Consider the following 20,859-nt stretch of genomic DNA (forward strand, 5'->3'; position numbering starts at 1 on the left):
GGTACGGCGGGTACGGCGGGTGCCGCGGGCCGGGCGGGGTGCGGGCCAAACTCCCAGTGTCCCGCATCCGGCGGCGGCCCGCGTCCTGTGGGAGACTGGCCATGTGGGTGAAAACGGGAAAATCACCGTATTCCTCCTCGACGACCACGAGGTGGTCCGCCGCGGCGTGCACGAGATGCTCGCCATGGAGCCCGACATCGAGGTGGTCGGCGAGGCCGGCACGGCGGCCGAGGCACGCTCCCGCATCCCGGCCGTCCGGCCCGACGTGGCCGTGCTCGACGTCCGGCTGCCCGACGGCAGCGGCGTCGAGGTCTGCCGCGAGATCCGCTCCCGCGACGAGTCGATCAAGTGCCTGATGCTCACCTCCTACGCGGACGACGAGGCCCTGTTCGACGCGATCATGGCCGGGGCCTCGGGGTACGTCCTCAAGGCCATCCGGGGCACCGAGCTGCTGTCCGCCGTCCGGGACGTCGCGGCGGGCAGGTCGCTGCTCGACCCGGACGCGACCCAGCGCGTGCTGTCCCGGCTGCGCGGCGGCCCCGGCGAGGGCGACGACCGGCTGTCCCAGCTCACCGACCAGGAGCGCCGCATCCTCGACCTGATCGGCGACGGGCTGACCAACCGCGCGATCGGCGAGGAACTGCACCTCGCCGAGAAGACGATCAAGAACTACGTGTCCAGCCTGCTGGCCAAGCTCGGCATGGAACGGCGCTCCCAGGCCGCCGCGTACGTCGCCCGGCTCCAGGCCGAGAAGCGGCGCTGAGCGCCGCCCGGCCGCCCGGCCGGCACCGGCCCGGGACCATCGCCCCTGGCATCCGGGACCCTTTCCCCCTCCGCCCGGCACCCCCGGCGGGCAGGGTGGGAGGCATGCCAGGACACACCACCCCCGACGACCAGCTCACCCGCGCGCTGCGGCTGCTGCCGCGCGTGCCCCACGGCCACGCCGCCGTGACGTGGCGCGCCCTGCCCCGCATCGTGCCCGCCTGCCACGTGGTCACCGGCGACCGGGTGCTGCTGCGCGTGCCCACCGGCCGGGCCGGTGCCGCTGTCCTGGACGGCTCCGTCGTGGCGTACGAGGCGAACAACCACGGCGGCGACGGGCCGCCCTGGGGCGCCCAGATCATCGGCACCACGGCCCTGGCCGACCCCGGCGCGGCCGAGCGCGCCGCCTTCCCCGCGCACCCCCACGCCCCCCGGATCCCGGAGCCCGCCTACCTCCACCTGACCCCCCGCTTCGCCTCGGTCCGCCTCGGCGGCTAGGGCCTCTCTTCCGGGTCTTCGCGGGGCCACGGCGCTCCCCCAGCCCGGCGGCTGGGAGGTGCCCCCACGATCCGGAAGACAGGCCCTAGTCGCAGAAGCTGTCCCGCACCGCGGGCGCGTGGCGGGTCCACCAGCCGACCAGCGCGGCGGCGGCCGGGAACTGGTGGTCGGCGCGGCGGTCCTGCCGCTCGTAGTGCCAGCGCAGCATCCAGAAGTCGTTCAGCCGCTCCCACCACACCCGGTGCACCGCCGCCGCCAGCTCCTGCGGCGAGGCGCCCGTCGCGGACCGGTACGCGCGGGCGTACGCGCGCACCTTCGGCAGCTCCAGGCTGCCGTCCGGCCGGAGGAAGAAGATCACGGCGGCCCGCACGGCCTCCTCCGCCCGGGGCCGCACCGCCAACCGGTCCCAGTCCACGATGGCCACCGGCTCCACCGGCCCCTCCGTCCGGTAGAGCAGGTTCAGCGGGTGGAAGTCGCCGTGCACCCACCCCTCCGCGGGCACCTCCGCGCGGCCGGGCCGCAGGTGGGCGTGGGCGGTGAGCAGCGTGCGGCGCTCCAGCAGCCGGTGCTCGGCCAGCTCGTCGAACCCCGTCCGGCGCGGCCGGCTGCGGACCCGGACGAGGAGCTGGTCTATCAGCGCCTGCGTGTCGGCGGTCCTGGCCGCCTCCCGCTCGGGTAACCGCTGCGGCGACCAGCGCACTATGACCTTCTCCAGCGACCGGTGCACGCGGCCGAGCAGGGCGCCCAGGCGGCGGCTCTGCGTCCGGCTGAGCTGCCCGCCGTCGCGGTGCCTGCCCTCGACCCACGGGTGCAGCGCGTAGCAGCGGCTGCGGTGCACGACGACGGTGTGCCCGTCCCGGTCGGCCAGCGGCGGGGCGACCGGCAGCCCCAGCTCGGCCAGCTCGGCCGTCGCGCGGTGCCGCCCGGCGAGGGGTATCACGGCCTGGGGGTCGCCGCCGAGGTGGTGCTTGAGGAAGAACAGGCCCCGGGTGGTGGCCAGCCGGTATCCCCGGTTGAGCAGCCCTTCGGCCAGCGGTTCGCAGGCGACGGGCTCTCCGGCGCCGTAGCGGCGCAGCAGCTCGGTGAGGGTGCGTTCGGAGGGCCCGACCGCCCGGTCAGCCGGTGCCACCGGGGAGGTTGGGGTCACCGGTCGTCGCGCCCTCGTCCGTGCCCACGTCGGTGCCGCCTTCGTCCGCGCCGCCCTCGTCGGTCCCCACGTCGGTGCCGCCTTCGTCCGCGCCGCCCTCATCGGTGCCCACGTCGGTGCCGCCCTCGTCCGTGCCCACGTCCGTCCCGCCCTCGTCCGTGCCGCCCTCGTCGGCGGGGGGCGTCGTTCCGGGGTCCGTCGGCGCGGTGGTCTCCGGCTCGGTGGGCTCCGTGGTCTGCGGCTCGGTCGGGACCTGGGTCTCCGGCTCCGACCAGTCGTCGTCCGTCGGCACCTGGGTGTCGTCCGGCTCGCTGGGCGGCTCCGGCTCCGGCTCCTGGCCCTCGGTCTCCGTCTCGTCGTCGTCCCGCGTCGTCGCCCCGGTCTCCGACGGGGTGCCGCCCGGATCGTCGGGGGAGCCGAGGTTCGCCGCGACCAGCACGCCGGTGCCGATGGCGACCAGCGCCAGCAGCGCCACCAGGACCATCCGGCCGCGCCGGCCGTTCCCCTCCCCGCGGTCGTCGCGGTCGCCCGCGCCGCCCTGGGGGGCGCCCAGCAGCATCGGCGCCGCGTACTGCCCGGTCGCCGCGTCGGAACGGGACCTCCCCGCGGTCGCGGTGCCCATCGGCGGGGTGCCGGCGCCCGCGACCGCGCCGGTGTTCCACAGGCCGTGGGTGTGGCCGCCGTGCTCCTGGAGCATCCGCAGCGCGTACTGCACGAGCCCGCGCATCTCCTCCGCGGACTGGAAGCGGTCGTCCGGGTCCTTGGCGAGCGCCCGCATCACCAGGCCGTCCAGCTCCGGCGGCACGCCCGGCGCCACGTCGGACGGCGGCCGGGGCGTGTCCTGCACGTGCTGGTACACCACGGCCAGCGGCGTCTCGCCCACGAACGGCGGGCGCAGCGTGAGCAGTTCGTACAGCAGGCAGCCGACCGCGTACAGGTCGGAGCGGATGTCGATGACCTTGCCGAGCGCCTGCTCGGGGGAGAGGTACTGCGGCGTGCCCATCACCATGCCGGTCTGCGTCATCGTCTGCGCGGCGCCGTGCAGGGCGCGGGCGATGCCGAAGTCCATCACCTTCACGGTGCCGGTCTCGGTGATGATGACGTTGGCCGGCTTGATGTCCCGGTGCACGATGCCCTGCTGGTGGCTGTAGGCCAGGGCCTCCAGCACGCCGGAGACGATGATCAGCGCCTGCTCGGCGGGCGGCGCCTCGGCGTCGATCAGCAGCTCCCTGATCGTCTTGCCGTTGACCAGCTCCATGACGATGTACGGCACGACGTTGCCGCGGATCGTCGCCTCGCCGGAGTCGTAGACGGCGACGACCGCGTGGTGGTTGAGCCCGGCGACCGACTGTGCCTCGCGCGTGAAGCGGGCCTTGGAGACCGGGTCCTCCGCGAGGTCGGTGCGCAGCAGCTTCACGGCGACCGAGCGGCCGAGCCGCACGTCCTCGGCGGCGAAGACCTCCGCCATCCCGCCCCGGCCCAGGCGGTGCGTCAGCCGGTAACGGCCGTCTCCCACAAGGCCGTTGTCGCCCCATACCGTCGGCGGCTCGGGCACTTCGCGGCCGGTCGCCCCGGGCTCTCCGTCGCCTGAGCCCGCGGCGCCTTGCTCCTGTGCCATCAGTCCTCGCCGTAGTCGCTGGGTCCCTCAGCAATCAAACCCGCTCCGGGGCCGCGCTGACAAGTTGGGTGGCCCGGGGCCGGTCCCGGAACGCACAACGTCCCCGACGGGCCTGACGTGCCCGGACGCTCCGGCCGGTCCGCGGGGGAGCGGCGGTCCGTATGATGCGCGGCAAGGACAGGGCGAGGACATCGAACGAGAGCGCCCGGACCGGTACGCGGACCGGGACGCCGCCTAGGGGGAAAAGCCGGATGAGTGACCACGCGCAGCCGCCTGCCGACCTCAGGGGCCGCTCGGTAGGCGGCGGCCGGTACCAGTTGCGCGACATGCTCGGCACGGGCGGCATGGCGGCCGTGTACCTGGCCTGGGACACCGTCCTGGAGCGGCATGTCGCGATCAAGACGATGCACTCCGCGATGAGCCAGGAGGACGCGTTCCGCGAGCGGTTCAAGCGGGAGGCGCAGTCGGTCGCCAAGCTGGCGCACACCAACATCGTCTCCGTCTTCGACACCGGCGAGGACCGGGTGGACAACGCCCCGGTGCCGTACATCGTCATGGAGTACGTCGAGGGCAAGCCGCTGCGCACCGAGCTGGACGAGGACGTCGCGCGGCACGGCGCGATGCCGGCCGACAAGGCGCTGCGCGTCACCTGCGACGTGCTGGCGGCGCTGGAGATCAGCCACGAGGCGGGTCTGGTCCACCGGGACATCAAGCCGGGCAATGTGATGATCACCAAGCGCGGCGTGGTCAAGGTGATGGACTTCGGCATCGCGCGGGCCACCCAGTCCGGGGTGACCGCGATGACGCAGACCGGCATGGTGGTCGGCACGCCGCAGTACCTCTCGCCCGAACAGGCGCTCGGGCGCGGTGTGGACGCCCGCTCCGACCTGTACTCGGTGGGGGTGATGCTCTTCGAACTCCTCACCGGGCGGCTGCCGTTCGAGGCCGATTCGGCGCTGGCCATGGCCTACGCGCACGTCCAGGAGGAGCCCCCGGCGCCGTCGTCGTACAACGCGGCGGTCCCGCCGGCCGCCGACGCGCTGGTGGCCCGCGCGCTGCGGAAGAACCCCAACGAGCGTTTCCCGTCCGCCCAGGCGTTCCGCGAGGCGTGCCTGGGGCTGGCGGACACGATGGCGCCGGGCGCGTCGGCGCCGCGGATCGTGCCGGGCGCCCCGCGGCCGGGCGGCAGCGGCGCGGGTGTGGCGCAGTCCGTCTTCCCGGAGTTCGGCGCCCCGGTCACCTCCCCGTACGCGCCCACCCCGTCCGCCGGGGGCTACGGGTACCCGGCGGCGCAGTCCGCGACGCCGCCGCCGTACGCGCCGGCCCCGACGGGGACCGGCGCCGGCGCCGGTGGCGGTGGCGGTGGCGGTGAGGGCGCGCGCAACAGCACGCTGCTGATGATGCTGGCGGCCGTGGTCGCGATCGCCGTGGTGGCCGTCGTCACGATCGTCGTCGTGGTCAACAACGGCGACGACGGCACGCCGCAGGCGGGCCAGTCGACCGGCCCGGAGGAGGACGGCGGGACCGGGGACGGGCCGGCGTCGGAGCCGGAGCGCCGCTACCAGGAGGGCGACCCGACGCGGACGATCAACTCCTCGGAGTGCGTGGGCGCGCGGGACTACGGCGACGAGACCAACCACCCCGGCGCGGTGGCGATGCCCGACTTCTACGACGTCCACATCGACAGCGTGAAGGAGTGCATACGCGCCGCCGGGTGGAGCTACGACGAGGAGATCGTCTACAAGGACGAGGTCCTCAAGGGCGAGGGCATGGTCGTGGAGCAGTCCCCCCGCGCCTACGGCCCGTACAACCCGGACGAGGACCCCCCGATCGTGCTGACGGTCTCCACGGGCCTGGAGCCCCTGGAGGAGGAGCAGTAGCCGGTCCGTTCGCCGTTCGCCCGGCGCGCGACCCCGGCACGCGGCCTCAGTGCGCGACGGGGAAGCTCGTCAGGATCCGTTCCGCGAGGTCCATGTCGCCCTCGATCTTCACCTTGTCGGCGATCTTCTTCAGCCGCACCCGCCCGCTGGCCAGCCGGGCGAACGTCTCCCAGTCCAGCGTGAACGTGACGACCGGGCCCAGCGAGGGCGCCCTGTCCACCGAGCCGTTGCCGTTCTCGTCGACCCGGACCGTGCGCAGGAACTCGACCGGTCCGTGCACGTCGAACACGACGGCCGACTTCTTCGGCGCCCCGGCGGTCTCCGCGACGACCTTCGGCAGGCGCTCCAGCAGCACGTCGCGGGCGACGTGGGCAGCGGCGCTGGCGATGTTGCCGGGGCGGCGCAGCGCGCGGCGGATGTCCTGCTCGTGGGTCCAGACGTCGAACACGCGCATCTGGAGGAAGTCGGCCAGCGTCATCTTGCCGTACAGCGGATAGGAGATGACGTCCTCGGGCTTGCGGCGCTCGTTCCGCAGGTGGCGGGAGCGGCGGATGATCGTGTACTCCAGCTCGCTGGTCATCTCGGGGCCGGTGTGGTGGCGGCGGACGTCGACCTGGACCTCCAGGTAGCGGGTGGTCTCGTCGGTGACGTGGTAGAGGTCGCGCGGCAGGGTGTGGATCGGCCGCGGGTCGCCCAGCGCCTCGCACTCGCCGCCGATCACGTGGGAGACGACGTCCCGTACGGACCAGCCGGGGCACTCGGTGGGCCGGTTCCACTCGCCGTCCACGAGCGAGGCGACCAGCTCCGATATCGCCTCGATGGACTGGGTCCAGGCATCGATCGACGGCTGCAGGCTGGTGTGGACTGTCACGGGACCCCTCGTGGCGGTTCGTCGCTGGCTGCTGGGTTGTTCACACCGTACGCCGCGCGGGCGCGGCCGGTGAATGCTTTCTGGAGACGAATCCTAGGGGTCGGCCACACCGGGCAGCCACCATGGTGGCGTTGGCGGGACCGGACGGTTCCGCCGTGCAGTGCGGTGCCGCCCGGCCCCTGACCTCCAGGATTACGGCCGCGTTTCACAGCCGGGTGACGAGGCGTCGCCAAACGAGCGACGGCCGTCGTTCACGTGACGCCGGGTTCAACTGCCGGTAAGGAACGCGGTCATGGCGTTGGCGAGCAGGAACGGGTCGTCGGAGCCGCAGAGTTCTCGTGCCGAATGCATGGAGAGGATGGCGACGCCGACGTCGACCGTGGCGATTCCGTGGCGGGCGGCGGTGATCGGGCCGATGGTGGTGCCGCAGGGCATGGAGTTGTTCGACACGAAGGTCTGGAACGGCACTCCGGCGTGCTCGCAGGCCGCGGCGAAGACCGCGCGGCCGGTGCCGTCGGTGGCGTAGCGCTGGTTGACGTTGACCTTGAGGAGCGGGCCCGCGCCCGCCATGGGGTGGTGCGTGGGGTCGTGCCGCTCGGCGTAGTTGGGGTGCACGGCGTGGCCGGTGTCGGAGGAGAGGCAGAACGATCCCGCCAGGGCCCGCGCGCGGTCCTCGAAGCCGCCGCCGCGCGCGCTGACAGATCGTTTCAGCACGGTGCCCAGCAGCGGTCCCTGGGCGCCGGTGTCGGACTGGCTGCCGTTCTCCTCGTGGTCGAACGCGGCGAGCACCGGGATGTGCGGCAGGTCCTTCCCGGCCACGGCGCCGAGCGCGGCGGTGGCGGCGTGCACGGACAGCAGGTTGTCCATCCGGGGTCCGGCCAGCAGCTCGCGGTCGCGGCCGAGGTAGGCGGGCGGCTCGACGCTGTGCGCCATCAGGTCCCAGCCGGTGACGTCGCGCCCGGCCAGCCCGGCCTCGGCGGCGAGGAAGTCGATCAGCTCGCCCTCGCGCGGGGTGCCGATCCCCCAGACGGGGGTCATGTGCTGCTGCCGGTCCAGCTTCAGCCCCTCGTTGGCCGCGCGGTCGAGGTGGATGGCGAGCTGCGGCACGCGCAGCAGCGGGCGGTCGACGTTGACCTGCACGGTGGAGCCGTCGCGCAGCGCGAGCCGCCCGGCGAGGCCGAGGTCGCGGTCGAGCCAGGTGTTGAGCAGGGTCCCGCCGTAGATCTCGACGGCGATCTGCTTCCACCCCAGCCGCCCGGTGTCGGGGACGGGCTTGACCCGCAGGTTCGGCGAGTCGGTGTGCACCCCGATGATCCGGAAGGGCGTCGCGGCGGCGGCCCCCTCCGGCACGTACCAGGCGATGAGCGCCCCGCCCCGCAGCACGTACTTCCCGCCGGCCGCGCCGTCCCAGACCGCCGTCTCCTCCACCTGCCGGAACCCGGCCTTCTCCAGCCGCGCGGCGGCGCCCGCCACCGCGTGGTACGGGGACGGGGAGGCGGTGAGGAACCCCATGAGGTCGTCGGTGTGGGCGCGGTCGAAGGGTGCGGTCATGCGCTCAAGGATAGATACGGAGCGGGTCCCGGTCCCATGGGCGGGGACCGGGACCCGGGGGGGCCGTCCGAGGCGGCGGGGCGTGGGTTAGAACGCCGCCTCGTCCAGCTCCATGAGGGAGAGGTCCGTGTTCTCCGCGATCACCCGGTGCACGGCGACCTCCGGCAGCACGGAGGCCGCGAAGTGCCGGGCGGCGGCGATCTTGCCCTCGTAGAACGGCTTGTCCTTCGGGGCCGCGTCGGCCAGCTTGGCGGCGGCCACGGAGGCGCCGCGCAGCAGCAGGTAGCCGACGACGATGTCACCGGCGGACATCAGGAACGCCGTGGTGTTGAGGCCGACCTTGTAGAGGGACTTCACGTCCTTCTCGGTGGCCGCCAGGTCCGTGAGCAGGACGCCGACCGTGGCCTCCAGCTCGCCGACGGCGCGGGAGAGCTGCTCGCGGGCGCCTGCCAGCTCCTCGCCGCCGGGGGCCTCGGCGAGGAACTTCTTGATCTCCTCGGAGAGGGCGGTGAGGGCCTTGCCCTCGTTGCGCACGATCTTCCGGAAGAAGAAGTCCTGGCCCTGGATCGCCGTGGTGCCCTCGTAGAGGGTGTCGATCTTGGCGTCCCGGATGTACTGCTCGATCGGGTACTCCTGGAGGTACCCGGAGCCGCCCAGGGTCTGGAGGGACTGGGCGAGCTGCTCGTAGGACCGCTCCGAGCCGTAGCCCTTGACGATCGGCAGCAGCAGGTCGTTGATCGCGTCGAGGGCGGAGATGTCCTCGCCGGCGGCCTGCTTGACGATGATGTCGTCCTGGATGCTGGCCGTGTAGAGCGCCAGCGTCCGCATGCCCTCCGCGTACGCCTTCTGCGTCATCAGCGAGCGGCGCACGTCGGGGTGGTGGGTGATGGTGACGCGCGGGGCGGTCTTGTCCGCGAACTGGGTGAGGTCCGCGCCCTGCACCCGCTCCTTCGCGTACTCCAGGGCGTTGAGGTAGCCGGTGGAGAGGGTGGCGATGGCCTTCGTGCCGACCATCATCCGCGCGAACTCGATGATCTTGAACATCTGGCGGATGCCGTCGTGCTTCTCGCCGAGCAGCCAGCCCTTGGCGGGGTGGTTGGCGCCGAAGGTCATCTCGCAGGTGTTGGAGACCTTCAGGCCCATCTTGTGCTCGACGTTGGTCGCGTAGGCGCCGTTGCGCTCGCCCAGCTCGCCGGTCTCCCAGTCGAAGTGGAACTTGGGGACGATGAACAGCGACAGGCCCTTGGTGCCGGGGCCGTGGCCCTCGGGGCGGGCGAGCACGAAGTGAATGATGTTCTCGGTGAGGTCCTGCTCGCCGGAGGTGATGAAGCGCTTCACACCCTCGATGTGCCAGGTGCCGTCCTCCTGCTTGACGGCCTTGGTGCGGCCCGCGCCGACGTCGGAGCCGGCGTCCGGCTCGGTGAGGACCATGGTGGCGCCCCAGCCCTTGTCCACCATGAGGTGCGCGATCTTCTTCTGCTCCTCGGTGGCCTCGTCCCACAGGACGCGGGCGAAGGCCGGGCCGCAGGCGTACATGTGGACCGCCGGGTTCGAGCCGAGGACCTGCTCGCCCATGGCCCACAGCAGCGAGCGCGGCGCGGTCAGGCCGCCCAGCTCCTCGCCGATGCCCAGGCGCCACCACTCGGCGTCCATGTAGGCGCGGTAGCTCTTCTTGAACGCCTCGGGCAGCGGCGCCGTGTTGGTCTCCGGGTCGAAGACGGGCGGGTTGCGGTCGGCCTCCGCGAAGGAGGCGGACAGCTCGTTCTCCGCCAGGCGGGCCAGCTCGGCCAGCATGGTCTTGGCGGTGTCGGTGTCCGTCTCGCTGAAGGGCCCCGTGCCGTACACAGCGTCGCGGCCAAGGACCTCGAACAGGTTGAACTCGATGTCGCGGAGATTCGACTTGTAGTGCCCCATGGCGACGACTCCGTAGCAGGTTCCGGGAAGTGAAGTGACTCCCATGATGCTACCCACGGGTAATAAGGCGCAAGACGTCGTGGGACATCCGTGTGCCCGGCGATCAGTACGCTTGCTCACATGTATGGCTACGACCAGTCCGGCTATCCCGGCCAGCAGCCCTACGGGGTCCAGCAGCCCGCCGCCGCCGGATACGGCGGTCAGCAGCTCTATCCCGAGCAGCCGCAGCAGCCGGCGGCGCCCGCCGCGCCCCCGGCGCCGCCGTCGTTCACCGACGCGCTGCGGGCGTACACCTCGGGCGCCATGTCGAGCGAGGAGTTCCACGACATCTTCCTGGGCGCCAAGATCTACTGCCCGCGCGGCGAGAACCCCGGCTTCCTGGCGCTGCACAACACCCAGCAGCCGGTGATCCCGCTCTTCACGTCGCTGAAGGAGCTGCGCCGGTACGCGGGCAAGGAGTCGCGGTACTTCACGGTCACCGGCGGCGAGGTGCTCGACCTGCTGCCGTCCGGGTACGGCTTCGCGCTGGACATGGAGGGCGAGCACCGGATCGTGATGGACGCGAAGGCCGTGGAGGAGATGGTCGACTACACGATGCGCCGGATGTACGGCTGACACGGGGGGTGCCGGGGGCCGGTCCGGGGTGACGGAACAACGCCATCTCGACAGCTGTTTACGATTCAACTATTCTGTGCGCAGCCGACGAGGAGGCCCCGATGCCCGCGATCACCGTCGAGAACCCGCTCACCCTGCCCCGTGTCACGACCCCCGGCCCCACCGCCGTCCCCCGGCCGGTGCGGACCGTCGTCACCGCCCCGTCCGGATTCGAGGGCGAGGGCTTCCCGGTCCGCCGCGCCTTCGCCGGGATCGACTACCGCCACCTCGACCCGTTCATCATGATGGACCAGATGGGTGAGGTGGAGTACGCGCCCGGGGAGCCGAAGGGCACGCCCTGGCACCCGCACCGGGGCTTCGAGACCGTCACGTATCTGCTGGACGGCACCTTCGTGCACCAGGACTCCGCCGGTGGCGGCGGCGTCATCAACGACGGCGACACCCAGTGGATGACCGCCGGGTCCGGGCTGCTGCACATCGAGGCGCCGCCGGAGGAGCTGGTCGTCTCGGGCGGCCTCTTCCACGGCGTGCAGCTCTGGGTCAACCTCCCGGCCCGGGACAAGATGACCACCCCCCGGTACCAGGACATCGGCGGGCGGAACATCCGCCTGCTGTCCACCGAGGACGGCGGCGGCCTGCTGCGGCTGATCGCCGGCGAGCTGGACGGCCACGAGGGGCCCGGCATCACCCACACCCCGATCACCCTGGTCCACGCGACGCTCGCGCCCGGCGCGCAGGTCACGCTGCCGTGGCGGCCTGACTTCAACGCGCTGGGCTACGTGCTGGCCGGCCGGGGCACCGCCGGGACCGAAGGGCACCCGGTCGAGCTGGGGCAGACCGTCGTCTTCGGCGCCGGGGACACCGTCACCGTCCGCGCGAACACCGTGCAGGACGCGCCGGCGCCGAACCTGGAGATCCTGCTCCTCGGCGGCCTGCCGATCCGCGAGCCGATGGCGCACTACGGCCCGTTCGTCATGAACACCCACGCCGAACTGGCCCAGGCGTTCGACGACTTCCAGGCCGGTCGCCTCGGCCGGGTCCCCGCCGCCCGCACGCCCTGACCGGGGCGCCCCGACCCGGCGGTCAGGCCCCGGCGGTCAGGCCCGGGCGAGGGGCGCCGGCGAGGGGCGCCGGCTCCTCGCGCAGCTCGAACCATGTCGTCTTGCCGACGCCCCTGGGCGACCAGCCCCAGGCGTCGGCGAGCGACTGCATCAGCACCAGTCCCCGCCCCGACGACGCCAGCTCGCCGGGCTCGCGCGGGTGCGGCAGCTCGTCGCTCGGGTCGCTGACCTCGACCCGCAGCAGCCGCCCGCCCGGTGCCCCGCTGATCTCCGCGACCAGCAGCGCGTCGCCGTCGGTGTGCGTCAGCACGTTCGTCACCGCCTCGGACAGCATCAGCACCGCCCGGTGGATCCGCTCCGGGTCGGCCCAGTCGTGCAGCAGCGCGCCGAGCTGGCGGCGCGCGGCGGAGACCCGGGCCGGTTCGGACTGCGCGATGGTCAGCACCACCCGCCGTACCGGCGCGCCCGCCGGTTCGGTGACCGGGCGGCGCAGGAGCAGCAGCGCGATGTCGTCGCGGTTCACGTCGGCCAGCGGCGGGGTGATGCGGCGCGGCGGGGGGACGTACACGGTCTCGATCAGGGTGTCCGCCAGGTCGTCCAGCCGCAGGTCGCTCAGGCCCGCGACGGCGTCCCGCAGCCGCGCCCAGCCCGCGTCCAGGTCCCGCCCGCCGGTCTCCAGCAGCCCGTCCGTGCACATCAGCAGCGTCTCGCCGGGCTGGAGGACCAGCCGCGTCACCGGGTAGTCGCTCTGCGGCAGGAGGCCCAGCGGCGGGCCGCCCACCGTCGGCCGGGTCACCACCGTGCCGTCCTGGAGCACCATCGCCGGGTCCAGGTGGCCGGCGCGGGCGACGTCGAGCGTGCCCGAGGGCGGGTCCACCTCCACGTACAGGCAGGTGGCGAACCGCGCGTCGTCCGGCTCGGGCAGTGCGCCGCCCGGCCCGGCTTCCGGTCCGGCCTCCGGCCCGGCTTCCGGTTCGCCGGTGAGCGCCGCCAGGAAGCGGGAGGCCCGCGAGAGCACCGCGTCCGGGTGGTGCCCCTCGGAGGCGTACGCGCGCAGCGCGATCCGGAGCTGCGCCATCACGGCGGCGGCCCGCACATCGTGCCCCTGCACATCCCCGATCACCAGCGCCACCCGGCCCGAGGGCAGCGGGATGACGTCGTACCAGTCGCCCCCGACCTGGAGCCCGCCCCCGGTCGGCACGTACCGGGCGGCCACCCACATGCCCGGCACGCTCGGCGTGGGCGGCGGACGCATCGTGTGCTGGAGGTCGGCCGTCAGCTCCCGCTCGGTGTCCGCCAGATAGATCCGGGCCAGCGCCTGGGCCAGCATCCGGGCGATGGTGGAGAGCATCGAGCGCTCCACGATGGTGAACGGCACCTCGTGGCCGAACGCCGCCAGCCACACGCCGATCGTCCGGCCCGCGACGACCAGCGGCAGATACGCCCACGCCTGCCGCCGGACGCGCTCCACCAGCGGCCAGACGTCCGGGTACCGCCGCCGGTACTCGTCGGGCGACGCCAGGTAGACGGCCCGGCCGGTGCGCAGCGCCTCGGCCGCCGGGTAGGGCGCGTCCAGCGGCATCGGGAAGCGCAGGCCGCCGAGGTCGACGTGCTGCTCCCGGTGCGCCACCAGCCGCAGCGTGTGGCCCTCCTGCCCGAACAGGACCACGGCCTCCGGCGCGAAGCCCGGCATGGCCAGGGCGCCGAGCACGCGCATGGCCTCCTCCACCGTGCCCACCTCGGACAGCGCCCGCCCGGCGTTCAGCACGAACGCCTCGCGCGCCCGCCGCTCGTCCCAGTCGGACGCCGGCGGGTGGGGGAGGGCCGGGGTCACCTCGCAGACGGTCCCGACCAGATCGGCCGGCGGCGACGGGTCGGGCGCCGGCTCGCCGCCCGGCGTGCGGAACCGCAGCCGGACCGTCCGCAGCACCGTGCCCTCCGGGCCGACGACCCGCAGCTCGGCCTCACCGACCTGCCCCTCGATCCGGGTCAGCCCGAAGGCGCGCTGGGCGGCCGTCCAGTCCTCGATGTGGAAGCGGGCGCGCACCATGGCCTCCGCGACGGAAGAGCGCCTCGCCGGCAGGCCGAGCAGCCCGGCCGCGACGGCGTCCAGGGTGGCCACGCCACGAGCGTCGTCCCACTCCCACACCCCGACCCCGGTGGCGGTCAGCACATCGTCGGTGCGCATATTTTCTCACCTTATGTCCATACCTCCGGACCCGACGAGCAGGACTGGGCCAGGGCGGTAGTCTGAGGCACGACCACCACGAACCCGTGTCGACGACTTGGAAGTACGATGCATCGGTACCGGTCCCACACCTGCGGCGAGCTGCGGCCCGCGGACATCGGCAAGGATGTCCGGCTCTCGGGCTGGCTGCACAACCGGCGGAACCTGGGCGGCATCCTCTTCATCGATCTGCGCGACCACCACGGCATCGTGCAGCTCGTCGTCCACCCGGAGACGCCCGGCGGCGAGGCGGTCGACGAACGGCTCGGCTCGCTCCCCAAGGAGACCGTCATCCGCGTTGACGGACGGGTCGTCGGACGCGGCGAGGAGAACATCAACCCCGAGCTGGCCACCGGCGAGATCGAGGTCGAGGTCGCCGAGGTCGAGGTGCTGGGCGCGGCCGACCCGCTGCCGTTCACCATCAACGCCGAGGACGGCGTCAACGAGGAACGCCGCCTCGAATACCGCTTTCTCGACCTGCGCCGGGAGCGGATGCACCGCAACATCATGCTGCGCTCGGCCGTCATCGGCGCGATCCGCGCGAAGATGACCGCGCAGGGCTTCACCGAGCTGGCCACCCCGATCCTGTCCGCCACCTCCCCCGAGGGCGCGCGCGACTTCCTGGTGCCGTCCCGGCTGCACCCCGGCCAGTTCTACGCCCTGCCCCAGGCGCCGCAGCAGTTCAAGCAGTTGCTGATGATCGCCGGCTTCGACCGGTACTTCCAGATCGCGCCGTGCTTCCGCGACGAGGACGCGCGGGCGGACCGGTCGCCCGGCGAGTTCTACCAGCTCGACATGGAGATGAGCTTCGTCGAGCAGGAGGACGTCTTCCAGGTCATCGAGAAGGTGATGACCGAGCTGTTCGAGGAGTTCGGCGGCGGACGCCACGTCACCTCGCCGTTCCCCCGCATCCCGTTCCGCGAGGCGATGCTGAAGTACGGCTCGGACAAGCCGGATCTGCGGGCCCGGCTCGAACTGACCGACGTCTCCGACATCTTCGCCGGATCGGACTTCAAGGCGTTCGCCGGCAAGCACGTCCGGGCGCTGGCGGTGCCGGACACGGCCGGACAGCCGCGGCGTTTCTTCGACCAGCTCGGGGAGTTCGCCGTCGAGCAGGGCGCCAAGGGCCTGGCCTGGGTGCGGGTCGGCGAAGACCGGGCGCTGACCGGGCCGATCGCCAAGTTCCTCACCGAGGGCGACGTCACGGCGCTGCTCGGCAGGCTCGGCGCCGGGCCCGGCACCGCCGTGTTCTTCGGCGCCGGCGAGTTCGCCGAGGTTTCGAGGATCATGGGCGCGGTCCGGGTCGAAGCCGCCCGCCGCGCCGGGCACTTCGAGGACAACGTCTTCCGCTTCTGCTGGATCGTCGACTTCCCGATGTTCGAGCGGAACGACGACACGGGCGCCATCGAGTTCTCCCACAACCCGTTCTCCATGCCGCAGGGCGGCCTCGCCGCGCTGGAGGGCAAGGACCCGCTGGACGTGCTCGCCTGGCAGTACGACATCGTGTGCAACGGCGTCGAGCTGTCCTCCGGCGCCATCAGGAACCACGAACCGGAGATCATGTACAAGGCGTTCGAGATCGCCGGGTACAGCCGGGCGGACGTGGAGCGCGAATTCGGCGGCATGCTGCGGGCGTTCCGCTTCGGCGCCCCGCCGCACGGCGGGATCGCCCCGGGGGTGGACCGCATCGTGATGCTGCTGGCCGACGAGCCCAACATCCGCGAGACGATCGCCTTCCCGCTCAACGGCAACGCCCAGGACGTGCTGATGGGAGCCCCCGGCGAGGTGGACGAAAGCCGCCTGCGGGAGCTCCACATCAGCATCCGGGACTCGGCCCGCCAGCCGAAGACCCCCTGACCCTGACACGGGCGGGGGCGGGGGCAGAGGTCAGTCCTCCGGCATGGCCGAGGAGTGGTGGTCCACGATCAGCCACTCCCCGGTGCGCTTGTCCCGCTCGTAGACGAAGGTGTAACGGGCGACGACGTCGTACGGCTCGCCGGTCGCCGGGTCGGTGAGGTGGAAGGTGTAGCTGCCGGAGTCGACCGCCGCGTCCCGGCCGAGCAGCTCGACGTAGGACTCGTCGATCTCGCCGGTCGGGTGCTGGAGCAGGAAGTGCTCGAAGTAGTCCACGATCCCGTCGTGGTCGTGGCGTATGACGTTCGAGAGCGTCGGCTCCAGCACCGCCCGCGGCGCGTACCGGGCGGCGACCTGCTCGGCGTCGCCCGTCGCCAGCGCCGCGTTCCACTCGTCGAACAGGGCGCGTATCTCCTGCTTGGTCGGCGTGTGGCCGTGGCTCCCCGCCGGGGCGGAGGCCGGGGTGGCGGCGTGGACGCTCGCCGTCACCGAGGTCATCAGAAGCCCGCCCACGGCCGCGGCCGTCGCCGTGCGGGCACGGATAAAGGTGCGCATGAGCACACGATCCTCCGCGCGGGTCAAACGCCCGGCAACGAAAAGCAAAGCCGGATCCGGCCCGGGGCAAGAGTCTCGTCAAAGCGAGTCAACCCGGGTCAAGTCCGCCGGTGGCGGGGCGACTTCCCCGCGGTCAGAGATCGAACTCGGCCGGGGAGACGCCGAGCGCCGCGCACGCCTCGCGGAGGACATGCTGCTCCGCCTGCGCGAAATACCCGTCGGCGGCGGCGATGACGATGCCCATCTGGATCACCGACCTGGCCTCCAGCGGCTTCTTCTGCACCTTGGCGATCTCCCGCATGACCTCGGACCTGCCGAACTGGAAGTTCGACGCGAGCTGGTCCGCGTGCTTGTTGAAGCGCTGACGCAGCGTGTCCGCCGGAAAGTTCGCCAGGACGTCGTTGCTCACGATCAGCGACTCCACGCGCTGCCGCTCCGCCGCGTCGACCGTCCCGTCGGCGGCGGCGACCAGGGCGCACATCGCCATGCTCGCGTCTCTGAACGCGCCGCTCTTCAGCTCCGCCTTCACCGCCGTGAGCTGCGTCTTGAACGCGCCGACGAGCTGCGCCTTGGTGCCGCCGGCCGCGCCGCCGCCCGGCCCGTGCCCGGGCCCGGACCCCGGTCCGTGCCCGCGGGGCGGGGTCCCGAGCCCGCGCGACTGTAGACCCTTGGCCGAGTCCTTGATCTTGTCCCACATCGCCATGCCGTCACCGGGCCCTCTCGCTGTTCCGTACGTGTACCCCGTCAACGCCGATCGACCCCATGTGGTTCCCTGGCCGTCACGGGCGGTGAACGAAGCGGCGTCAACCCTTCCGCCCCGCCGATCACCGGCCCGTGGCCGCGCGTCCTGTGGAGGCCGTGCCCGTTTCCGGTCAAGCTGGCCGTCATGCACAGTGACCGCCGCAGACTGTCCGTGAACAGGGCCAGCATCGCCCACAAGATCCGCTACGCCGCCCGCAATCCGGCACGCGTCAAGCCCTACCTGCGACGCCTGGGCCGCGACACCTGGCTGCGCCTGAGGCACCGCGACCACGTGGCGTACTACCGGGCGGTGATGGCCTCCGACGCGAGCCGCGACCCGGCGGCGGCGGTGGGCAGCCGCAGCCACGACCGCTGGCTGGCCCTGGGACAGATGCAGTTCGACTACCTGAAGGGGCACGGCCTGGAACCGGGCCACCGCATGCTCGACATCGGCTGCGGCAACCTCCGCGCGGGCTGGCGGTTCATCGACTACCTCGAACCGGGCGGCTACTACGGGATCGACATCTCCCCCGACATCCTGATCAGCGCCAAGAAGACGCTGGTGACGTACGACCTCCAGCCGAAGCTGCCGCACCTGACCATCACCGGCGACCTGACCTTCGACTTCCTGCCCAGCGGCCACTTCGACGTGGTGCACGCGCACAGCGTCTTCTCGCACTCGCCGATCGAGGTGATCGACCAGTGCCTGGCCCACGTCGGCCGCGTGCTGGCGCCCGGCGGCTTCTTCGACTTCACCTTCGACCGCACCGAGGGCCGCGAGCACCACGTGCTGCGGGAGGACTTCTACTACCGCACCGAGACGCTGGTCGCGCTGGCCGAGCGGCACGGGCTGAAGGCGAAGTTCATGCACGACTGGGAGAAGCTGCCGCACGGCCAGTCGAAGATCCGGGTGACCGCGGGCTGAGCCCGCCCCGCCGCCGCGCGCTTCCGCTAGATCCGATCTCGCGACCGCTGGTCACCGTCTCGCGCCTTGAGGGGTGAGGAAGACGGACGGGGCCGGGCGATGAGTTCCGGCGGCCCCCGAGGTCTACCTGGGGGAGTGGATCCGGGAGGAGAACAGATGAGTGGGAGCGGCGGCGAGCCGGCCATCGAGACGGTCGGCCTCGTCAAGACGTTCGGCGAGAAGCGGGCCGTGGACGGCATCGATCTGACGGTGCCGGCCGGCACCGTCTACGGAGTGCTCGGGCCCAACGGCGCGGGCAAGACCACCACGGTCAAGATGCTCGCCACCCTGCTCCGCCCGGACGGCGGCGAGGCGCGTGTGTTCGGGCATGACGTGGTGCGCGAGGCGGACGCCGTGCGCGGCCGGGTCAGCCTGACCGGGCAGTACGCCTCGGTGGACGAGGATCTGACCGGCACGGAAAACCTGGTGCTGCTCGGGCGGCTGCTCGGTCACCGCAAGGCGGCGGCCGGGGAGCGGGCGGCGCAGCTCCTGGAGGCGTTCGGGCTGACCGAGGCGGCGGCGCGGCAGGTGAAGGCGTATTCGGGAGGCATGCGGCGGCGCCTCGACATCGCCGCCAGCATCCTCAACACCCCGGATCTGCTCGTGCTGGACGAGCCCACCACCGGGCTCGACCCGCGCAGCCGGAACCAGGTGTGGGACATCGTCCGGGTCGTCGTCGCGCAGGGCACCACGGTGCTCCTGACGACGCAGTATCTGGAGGAGGCCGACCAGTTGGCGGGGCGGATAGCCGTCATCGACAACGGCAAGGTGATAGCCGAGGGCACGCCCGGAGAGCTGAAGTCGTCGGTCGGCTCGGGCGCGGTCCATGTGCGGCTGCGGGACGGGGCCGACCGGCCCGAGGCCCAGCGGCTGCTGGGCTCGGTCCTGGGGGCGCCCGTGCAGGCGGAGGCCGACCCGGTGGCGCTGACGGCGCGGCTGATGCCGGACGGCGGTCCCACCGGCCCGGCGGAGCTCGCGTCGCGGGCGCTCGCGGAGCTGGCCAGGGCGGGCATCACCGTCGACGACTTCTCGCTGGGCCAGCCCAGCCTGGACGAGGTGTTCCTCGCGCTGACGGAGAAGAAGGACGCGAGCCGTGAGGCGCGGCGGAGCGAGCTGACCAAGGAGGCCGTGGCATGACGACCGCGACGAAGAAGACGCCGGACGCCGCCGCGGAAGCCGGCGACGACCACTACATACCGGCCGCCGAGACCATCGAGGCGGTGCTGGCCGGCGGGCGGCGCCCGCCGCGGCCCAGCGCGCTGTCCGCCTCGATGACGTTCGGCTGGCGGGCGATGCTGAAGATCAAGCACGTGCCCGAGCAGCTCTTCGACGTCACGATCTTCCCGATCATGATGACGCTGATGTTCACGTATCTGTTCGGGGGCGCGCTCGCCGGCTCCACCAGCGAGTATCTCCAGTACCTGCTGCCGGGCATCATGGTGATGAGCGTGGTCATGACCACGATGTACACGGGGGTCTCGGTCAACAACGACATCGAGAAGGGTGTCTTCGACCGCTTCCGGACCCTGCCGGTGTGGCGGCCGGCCGCGATGGTCGGCTATCTGCTGGGCGACGCGTTCCGCTACACCATGGCGTCCGTGGTGATCCTCGTCGTCGGCCTGATCCTGGGGTACCGGCCGGACGGCGGCGTGGCGGGCGTGGCCGGGGCGATCGCGCTGCTGGTGGCGTTCTCGTTCGCGTTCTCGTGGATATGGACGATGTTCGGGCTGCTGCTGCGCTCGGAGAAGTCGGTGATGGGCGTCAGCATGATGGTGCTCTTCCCGCTGACCTTCATGAGCAACATCCTGGTCGAGCCGGAGACCATGCCCGGCTGGCTGGAGGCGTTCGTGGACGTCAACCCGGTCACGCACCTGGTGGCGGCGGCGCGCGGCATGATGGACGGCAGCACGGACACCGGCGAGATCGGCTGGGTGCTGGTGGCGAGCGCGGTGCTGGTGGCCGTGTTCGGCACGCTCACCATGCGGCTCTACAACCGGAAGTGAGCCTCGTGCTCGGGGCCGGGCCGGTAGGCGCACATCGCTCCCGTGGTGACGGTGGCCCGCAGGTGGGCGGCCAGCTCGGGGTGGCGCCGGTCGAGGCGGCGGAGGGTGTCCCGGATGCGGGCGGTGACCGTCTTGCGGGCGCGCTCCGCCTCGTCGCCCAGGCGGCGGCCCCGTCCGCCGAGCCCGGCGGCGGCGCGCAGCTCGTCCAGCAGCGCGGCCCGTTCGCGGTCCAGCTCGGCGGCCCGCTCGTCGTCGCCGGTCTCCGCGGCCCGGTCGATCTCGGCGTCCAGCATCTCCAGATGCTTGCGGTAGCGGCTCTTGGCCTCGTCGTCCAGCACCGGGTCGCCGCCGAGGCGCTGGACGCCTTCGGGGCTGAGCAGCCGCACGGCCGGGATGTCCGCGCCGGCGTTGCCGAGCAGGAGGTGCAGGTCGCGCAGGCCTTTGGCGTCGGGCATGTGGACGGTGCGCCCGGCGTAGCCCAGGGTCCAGACGGTTCCGTCGAAGCGGAACTCGCCGTCCGCCCGCCCGGCGCGCGGAGGGGACGCGCCGGGCGGTCCGGGCGAGGCGGTCCGGGCGGGGGCGGCCGGGGCGTCCCCTC

The 20,859-nt window shown here is 72.5% G+C and carries 17 protein-coding genes and 1 pseudogene; 9 read left to right on the forward strand and 9 right to left on the reverse strand.

Annotation, left to right across the window (positions count from 1 at the left end; translation table 11 throughout):
- Positions 1–103: 103 nt before the first annotated feature.
- Positions 104–763 carry a response regulator gene (locus ACSNOC_RS21670; protein WP_436749195.1) on the forward strand — a complete coding sequence of 220 codons (660 nt, stop codon included), beginning with the start codon at positions 104–106 and terminating at the stop codon, positions 761–763.
- Between the two features lie 104 nt (positions 764–867).
- Positions 868–1,260 carry a pyridoxamine 5'-phosphate oxidase family protein gene (locus ACSNOC_RS21675; protein ID WP_436749196.1) on the forward strand — a complete coding sequence of 131 codons (393 nt, stop codon included), beginning with the start codon at positions 868–870 and terminating at the stop codon, positions 1,258–1,260.
- Between the two features lie 85 nt (positions 1,261–1,345).
- Here the strand turns inward: ACSNOC_RS21675 and ACSNOC_RS21680 are convergent, their stop codons facing one another.
- On the reverse strand, positions 1,346–2,389 hold the full coding sequence (locus ACSNOC_RS21680; RefSeq protein ID WP_436749197.1) for a phosphotransferase: 1,044 nt from the start codon (positions 2,387–2,389) through the stop codon (positions 1,346–1,348).
- On the reverse strand, positions 2,376–4,025 hold the full coding sequence (locus tag ACSNOC_RS21685; protein WP_436749198.1) for a protein kinase domain-containing protein: 1,650 nt from the start codon (positions 4,023–4,025) through the stop codon (positions 2,376–2,378). Before ACSNOC_RS21685 ends, ACSNOC_RS21680 begins: the two co-directional genes overlap by 14 nt.
- A 251-nt stretch (positions 4,026–4,276) precedes the next feature.
- Here ACSNOC_RS21685 and ACSNOC_RS21690 point away from each other — a divergent pair, with 251 nt between their 5' ends.
- Positions 4,277–5,905, forward strand: coding sequence for a protein kinase domain-containing protein (locus ACSNOC_RS21690; RefSeq protein ID WP_436749199.1), 1,629 nt, complete (start codon positions 4,277–4,279; stop codon positions 5,903–5,905).
- A gap of 46 nt (positions 5,906–5,951) precedes the next feature.
- Here ACSNOC_RS21690 and ACSNOC_RS21695 read toward each other — a convergent pair whose 3' ends face one another.
- From ACSNOC_RS21695 to ACSNOC_RS21705, 3 genes are all read right to left on the reverse strand, one after another.
- A complete protein-coding gene (locus tag ACSNOC_RS21695; protein ID WP_436749200.1) occupies positions 5,952–6,776 on the reverse strand; it encodes a maleylpyruvate isomerase family mycothiol-dependent enzyme in 825 nt (274 codons plus the stop codon).
- A gap of 267 nt (positions 6,777–7,043) precedes the next feature.
- Positions 7,044–8,327, reverse strand: coding sequence for a M18 family aminopeptidase (locus ACSNOC_RS21700; protein ID WP_436749201.1), 1,284 nt, complete (start codon positions 8,325–8,327; stop codon positions 7,044–7,046).
- Positions 8,328–8,414: 87 nt separating this feature from the next.
- Positions 8,415–10,241, reverse strand: coding sequence for an acyl-CoA dehydrogenase (locus ACSNOC_RS21705; protein WP_436749202.1), 1,827 nt, complete (start codon positions 10,239–10,241; stop codon positions 8,415–8,417).
- Between the two features lie 120 nt (positions 10,242–10,361).
- On the opposite strand from ACSNOC_RS21705, the gene ACSNOC_RS21710 reads away from it, so the two are divergent.
- Both ACSNOC_RS21710 and ACSNOC_RS21715 read left to right on the forward strand, forming a co-directional pair.
- Positions 10,362–10,856, forward strand: a complete 495-nt coding sequence (locus ACSNOC_RS21710; RefSeq protein WP_436749203.1) for an SseB family protein — start codon at positions 10,362–10,364, stop codon at positions 10,854–10,856.
- A gap of 101 nt (positions 10,857–10,957) precedes the next feature.
- Positions 10,958–11,917, forward strand: coding sequence for a pirin family protein (locus tag ACSNOC_RS21715; protein ID WP_436749204.1), 960 nt, complete (start codon positions 10,958–10,960; stop codon positions 11,915–11,917).
- A 22-nt stretch (positions 11,918–11,939) separates the two neighbouring features.
- Here the strand turns inward: ACSNOC_RS21715 and ACSNOC_RS21720 are convergent, their stop codons facing one another.
- The gene (locus ACSNOC_RS21720; RefSeq protein WP_436749205.1) at positions 11,940–14,105 is read right to left on the reverse strand and encodes an ATP-binding SpoIIE family protein phosphatase; all 2,166 of its coding nucleotides are present in this window, start codon (positions 14,103–14,105) and stop codon (positions 11,940–11,942) included.
- A 108-nt stretch (positions 14,106–14,213) separates the two neighbouring features.
- On the opposite strand from ACSNOC_RS21720, the gene aspS reads away from it, so the two are divergent.
- Positions 14,214–16,001 carry an aspartate--tRNA ligase gene (gene aspS / locus ACSNOC_RS21725; RefSeq protein ID WP_436749206.1) on the forward strand — a complete coding sequence of 596 codons (1,788 nt, stop codon included), beginning with the start codon at positions 14,214–14,216 and terminating at the stop codon, positions 15,999–16,001.
- A gap of 30 nt (positions 16,002–16,031) precedes the next feature.
- Here the strand turns inward: aspS and ACSNOC_RS21730 are convergent, their stop codons facing one another.
- Together ACSNOC_RS21730 and ACSNOC_RS21735 are read right to left on the reverse strand one after the other, a co-directional pair.
- Positions 16,032–16,553, reverse strand: a complete 522-nt coding sequence (locus ACSNOC_RS21730) for an SgcJ/EcaC family oxidoreductase (protein WP_436749207.1) — start codon at positions 16,551–16,553, stop codon at positions 16,032–16,034.
- Positions 16,554–16,686: 133 nt separating this feature from the next.
- Positions 16,687–17,256 carry a tellurite resistance TerB family protein gene (locus ACSNOC_RS21735; RefSeq protein WP_436749208.1) on the reverse strand — a complete coding sequence of 190 codons (570 nt, stop codon included), beginning with the start codon at positions 17,254–17,256 and terminating at the stop codon, positions 16,687–16,689.
- Between the two features lie 183 nt (positions 17,257–17,439).
- Between ACSNOC_RS21735 and ACSNOC_RS21740 the strand changes: the two genes are divergently transcribed.
- The 3 genes from ACSNOC_RS21740 to ACSNOC_RS21750 all read left to right on the forward strand — a co-directional run bounded on the left by ACSNOC_RS21740 (position 17,440) and on the right by ACSNOC_RS21750 (position 20,261).
- A complete protein-coding gene (locus ACSNOC_RS21740) occupies positions 17,440–18,219 on the forward strand; it encodes a class I SAM-dependent methyltransferase (RefSeq protein ID WP_436749209.1) in 780 nt (259 codons plus the stop codon).
- Between the two features lie 156 nt (positions 18,220–18,375).
- Positions 18,376–19,395 carry an ATP-binding cassette domain-containing protein gene (locus tag ACSNOC_RS21745; protein ID WP_436749210.1) on the forward strand — a complete coding sequence of 340 codons (1,020 nt, stop codon included), beginning with the start codon at positions 18,376–18,378 and terminating at the stop codon, positions 19,393–19,395.
- Positions 19,392–20,261, forward strand: a complete 870-nt coding sequence (locus ACSNOC_RS21750; protein ID WP_436749211.1) for an ABC transporter permease — start codon at positions 19,392–19,394, stop codon at positions 20,259–20,261. Before ACSNOC_RS21745 ends, ACSNOC_RS21750 begins: the two co-directional genes overlap by 4 nt.
- On the opposite strand, the pseudogene ACSNOC_RS21755 reads toward ACSNOC_RS21750, so the two are convergent.
- Positions 20,246–20,859: pseudogene (locus ACSNOC_RS21755) on the reverse strand (ATPase); the annotation flags it as partial. The gene ACSNOC_RS21750 and the pseudogene ACSNOC_RS21755 overlap by 16 nt on opposite strands.

The sequence above is a fragment of the Streptomyces sp. URMC 129 genome, assembly GCF_051386415.1.
In the GTDB taxonomy this organism is placed as follows: Bacteria; Actinomycetota; Actinomycetes; order Streptomycetales; family Streptomycetaceae; genus Streptomyces.

Bases quoted from the DNA above. Each gene is read 5' to 3' on its own strand.
- ACSNOC_RS21710 (WP_436749203.1), top strand. From the start codon at position 10,362: ATGTATGGCTACGACCAGTCCGGCTATCCCGGCCAGCAGCCCTACGGG.
- ACSNOC_RS21700 (WP_436749201.1), bottom strand. From the start codon at position 8,327: ATGACCGCACCCTTCGACCGCGCCCACACCGACGACCTCATGGGGTTC.
- ACSNOC_RS21735 (WP_436749208.1), bottom strand. From the start codon at position 17,256: ATGGCGATGTGGGACAAGATCAAGGACTCGGCCAAGGGTCTACAGTCG.
- ACSNOC_RS21740 (WP_436749209.1), top strand. From the start codon at position 17,440: ATGCACAGTGACCGCCGCAGACTGTCCGTGAACAGGGCCAGCATCGCC.
- aspS (WP_436749206.1), top strand. From the start codon at position 14,214: ATGCATCGGTACCGGTCCCACACCTGCGGCGAGCTGCGGCCCGCGGAC.
- ACSNOC_RS21720 (WP_436749205.1), bottom strand. From the start codon at position 14,105: ATGCGCACCGACGATGTGCTGACCGCCACCGGGGTCGGGGTGTGGGAG.
- ACSNOC_RS21745 (WP_436749210.1), top strand. From the start codon at position 18,376: ATGAGTGGGAGCGGCGGCGAGCCGGCCATCGAGACGGTCGGCCTCGTC.
- ACSNOC_RS21715 (WP_436749204.1), top strand. From the start codon at position 10,958: ATGCCCGCGATCACCGTCGAGAACCCGCTCACCCTGCCCCGTGTCACG.
- ACSNOC_RS21690 (WP_436749199.1), top strand. From the start codon at position 4,277: ATGAGTGACCACGCGCAGCCGCCTGCCGACCTCAGGGGCCGCTCGGTA.
- ACSNOC_RS21730 (WP_436749207.1), bottom strand. From the start codon at position 16,553: ATGCGCACCTTTATCCGTGCCCGCACGGCGACGGCCGCGGCCGTGGGC.
- ACSNOC_RS21705 (WP_436749202.1), bottom strand. From the start codon at position 10,241: ATGGGGCACTACAAGTCGAATCTCCGCGACATCGAGTTCAACCTGTTC.
- ACSNOC_RS21675 (WP_436749196.1), top strand. From the start codon at position 868: ATGCCAGGACACACCACCCCCGACGACCAGCTCACCCGCGCGCTGCGG.
- ACSNOC_RS21685 (WP_436749198.1), bottom strand. From the start codon at position 4,025: ATGGCACAGGAGCAAGGCGCCGCGGGCTCAGGCGACGGAGAGCCCGGG.
- ACSNOC_RS21750 (WP_436749211.1), top strand. From the start codon at position 19,392: ATGACGACCGCGACGAAGAAGACGCCGGACGCCGCCGCGGAAGCCGGC.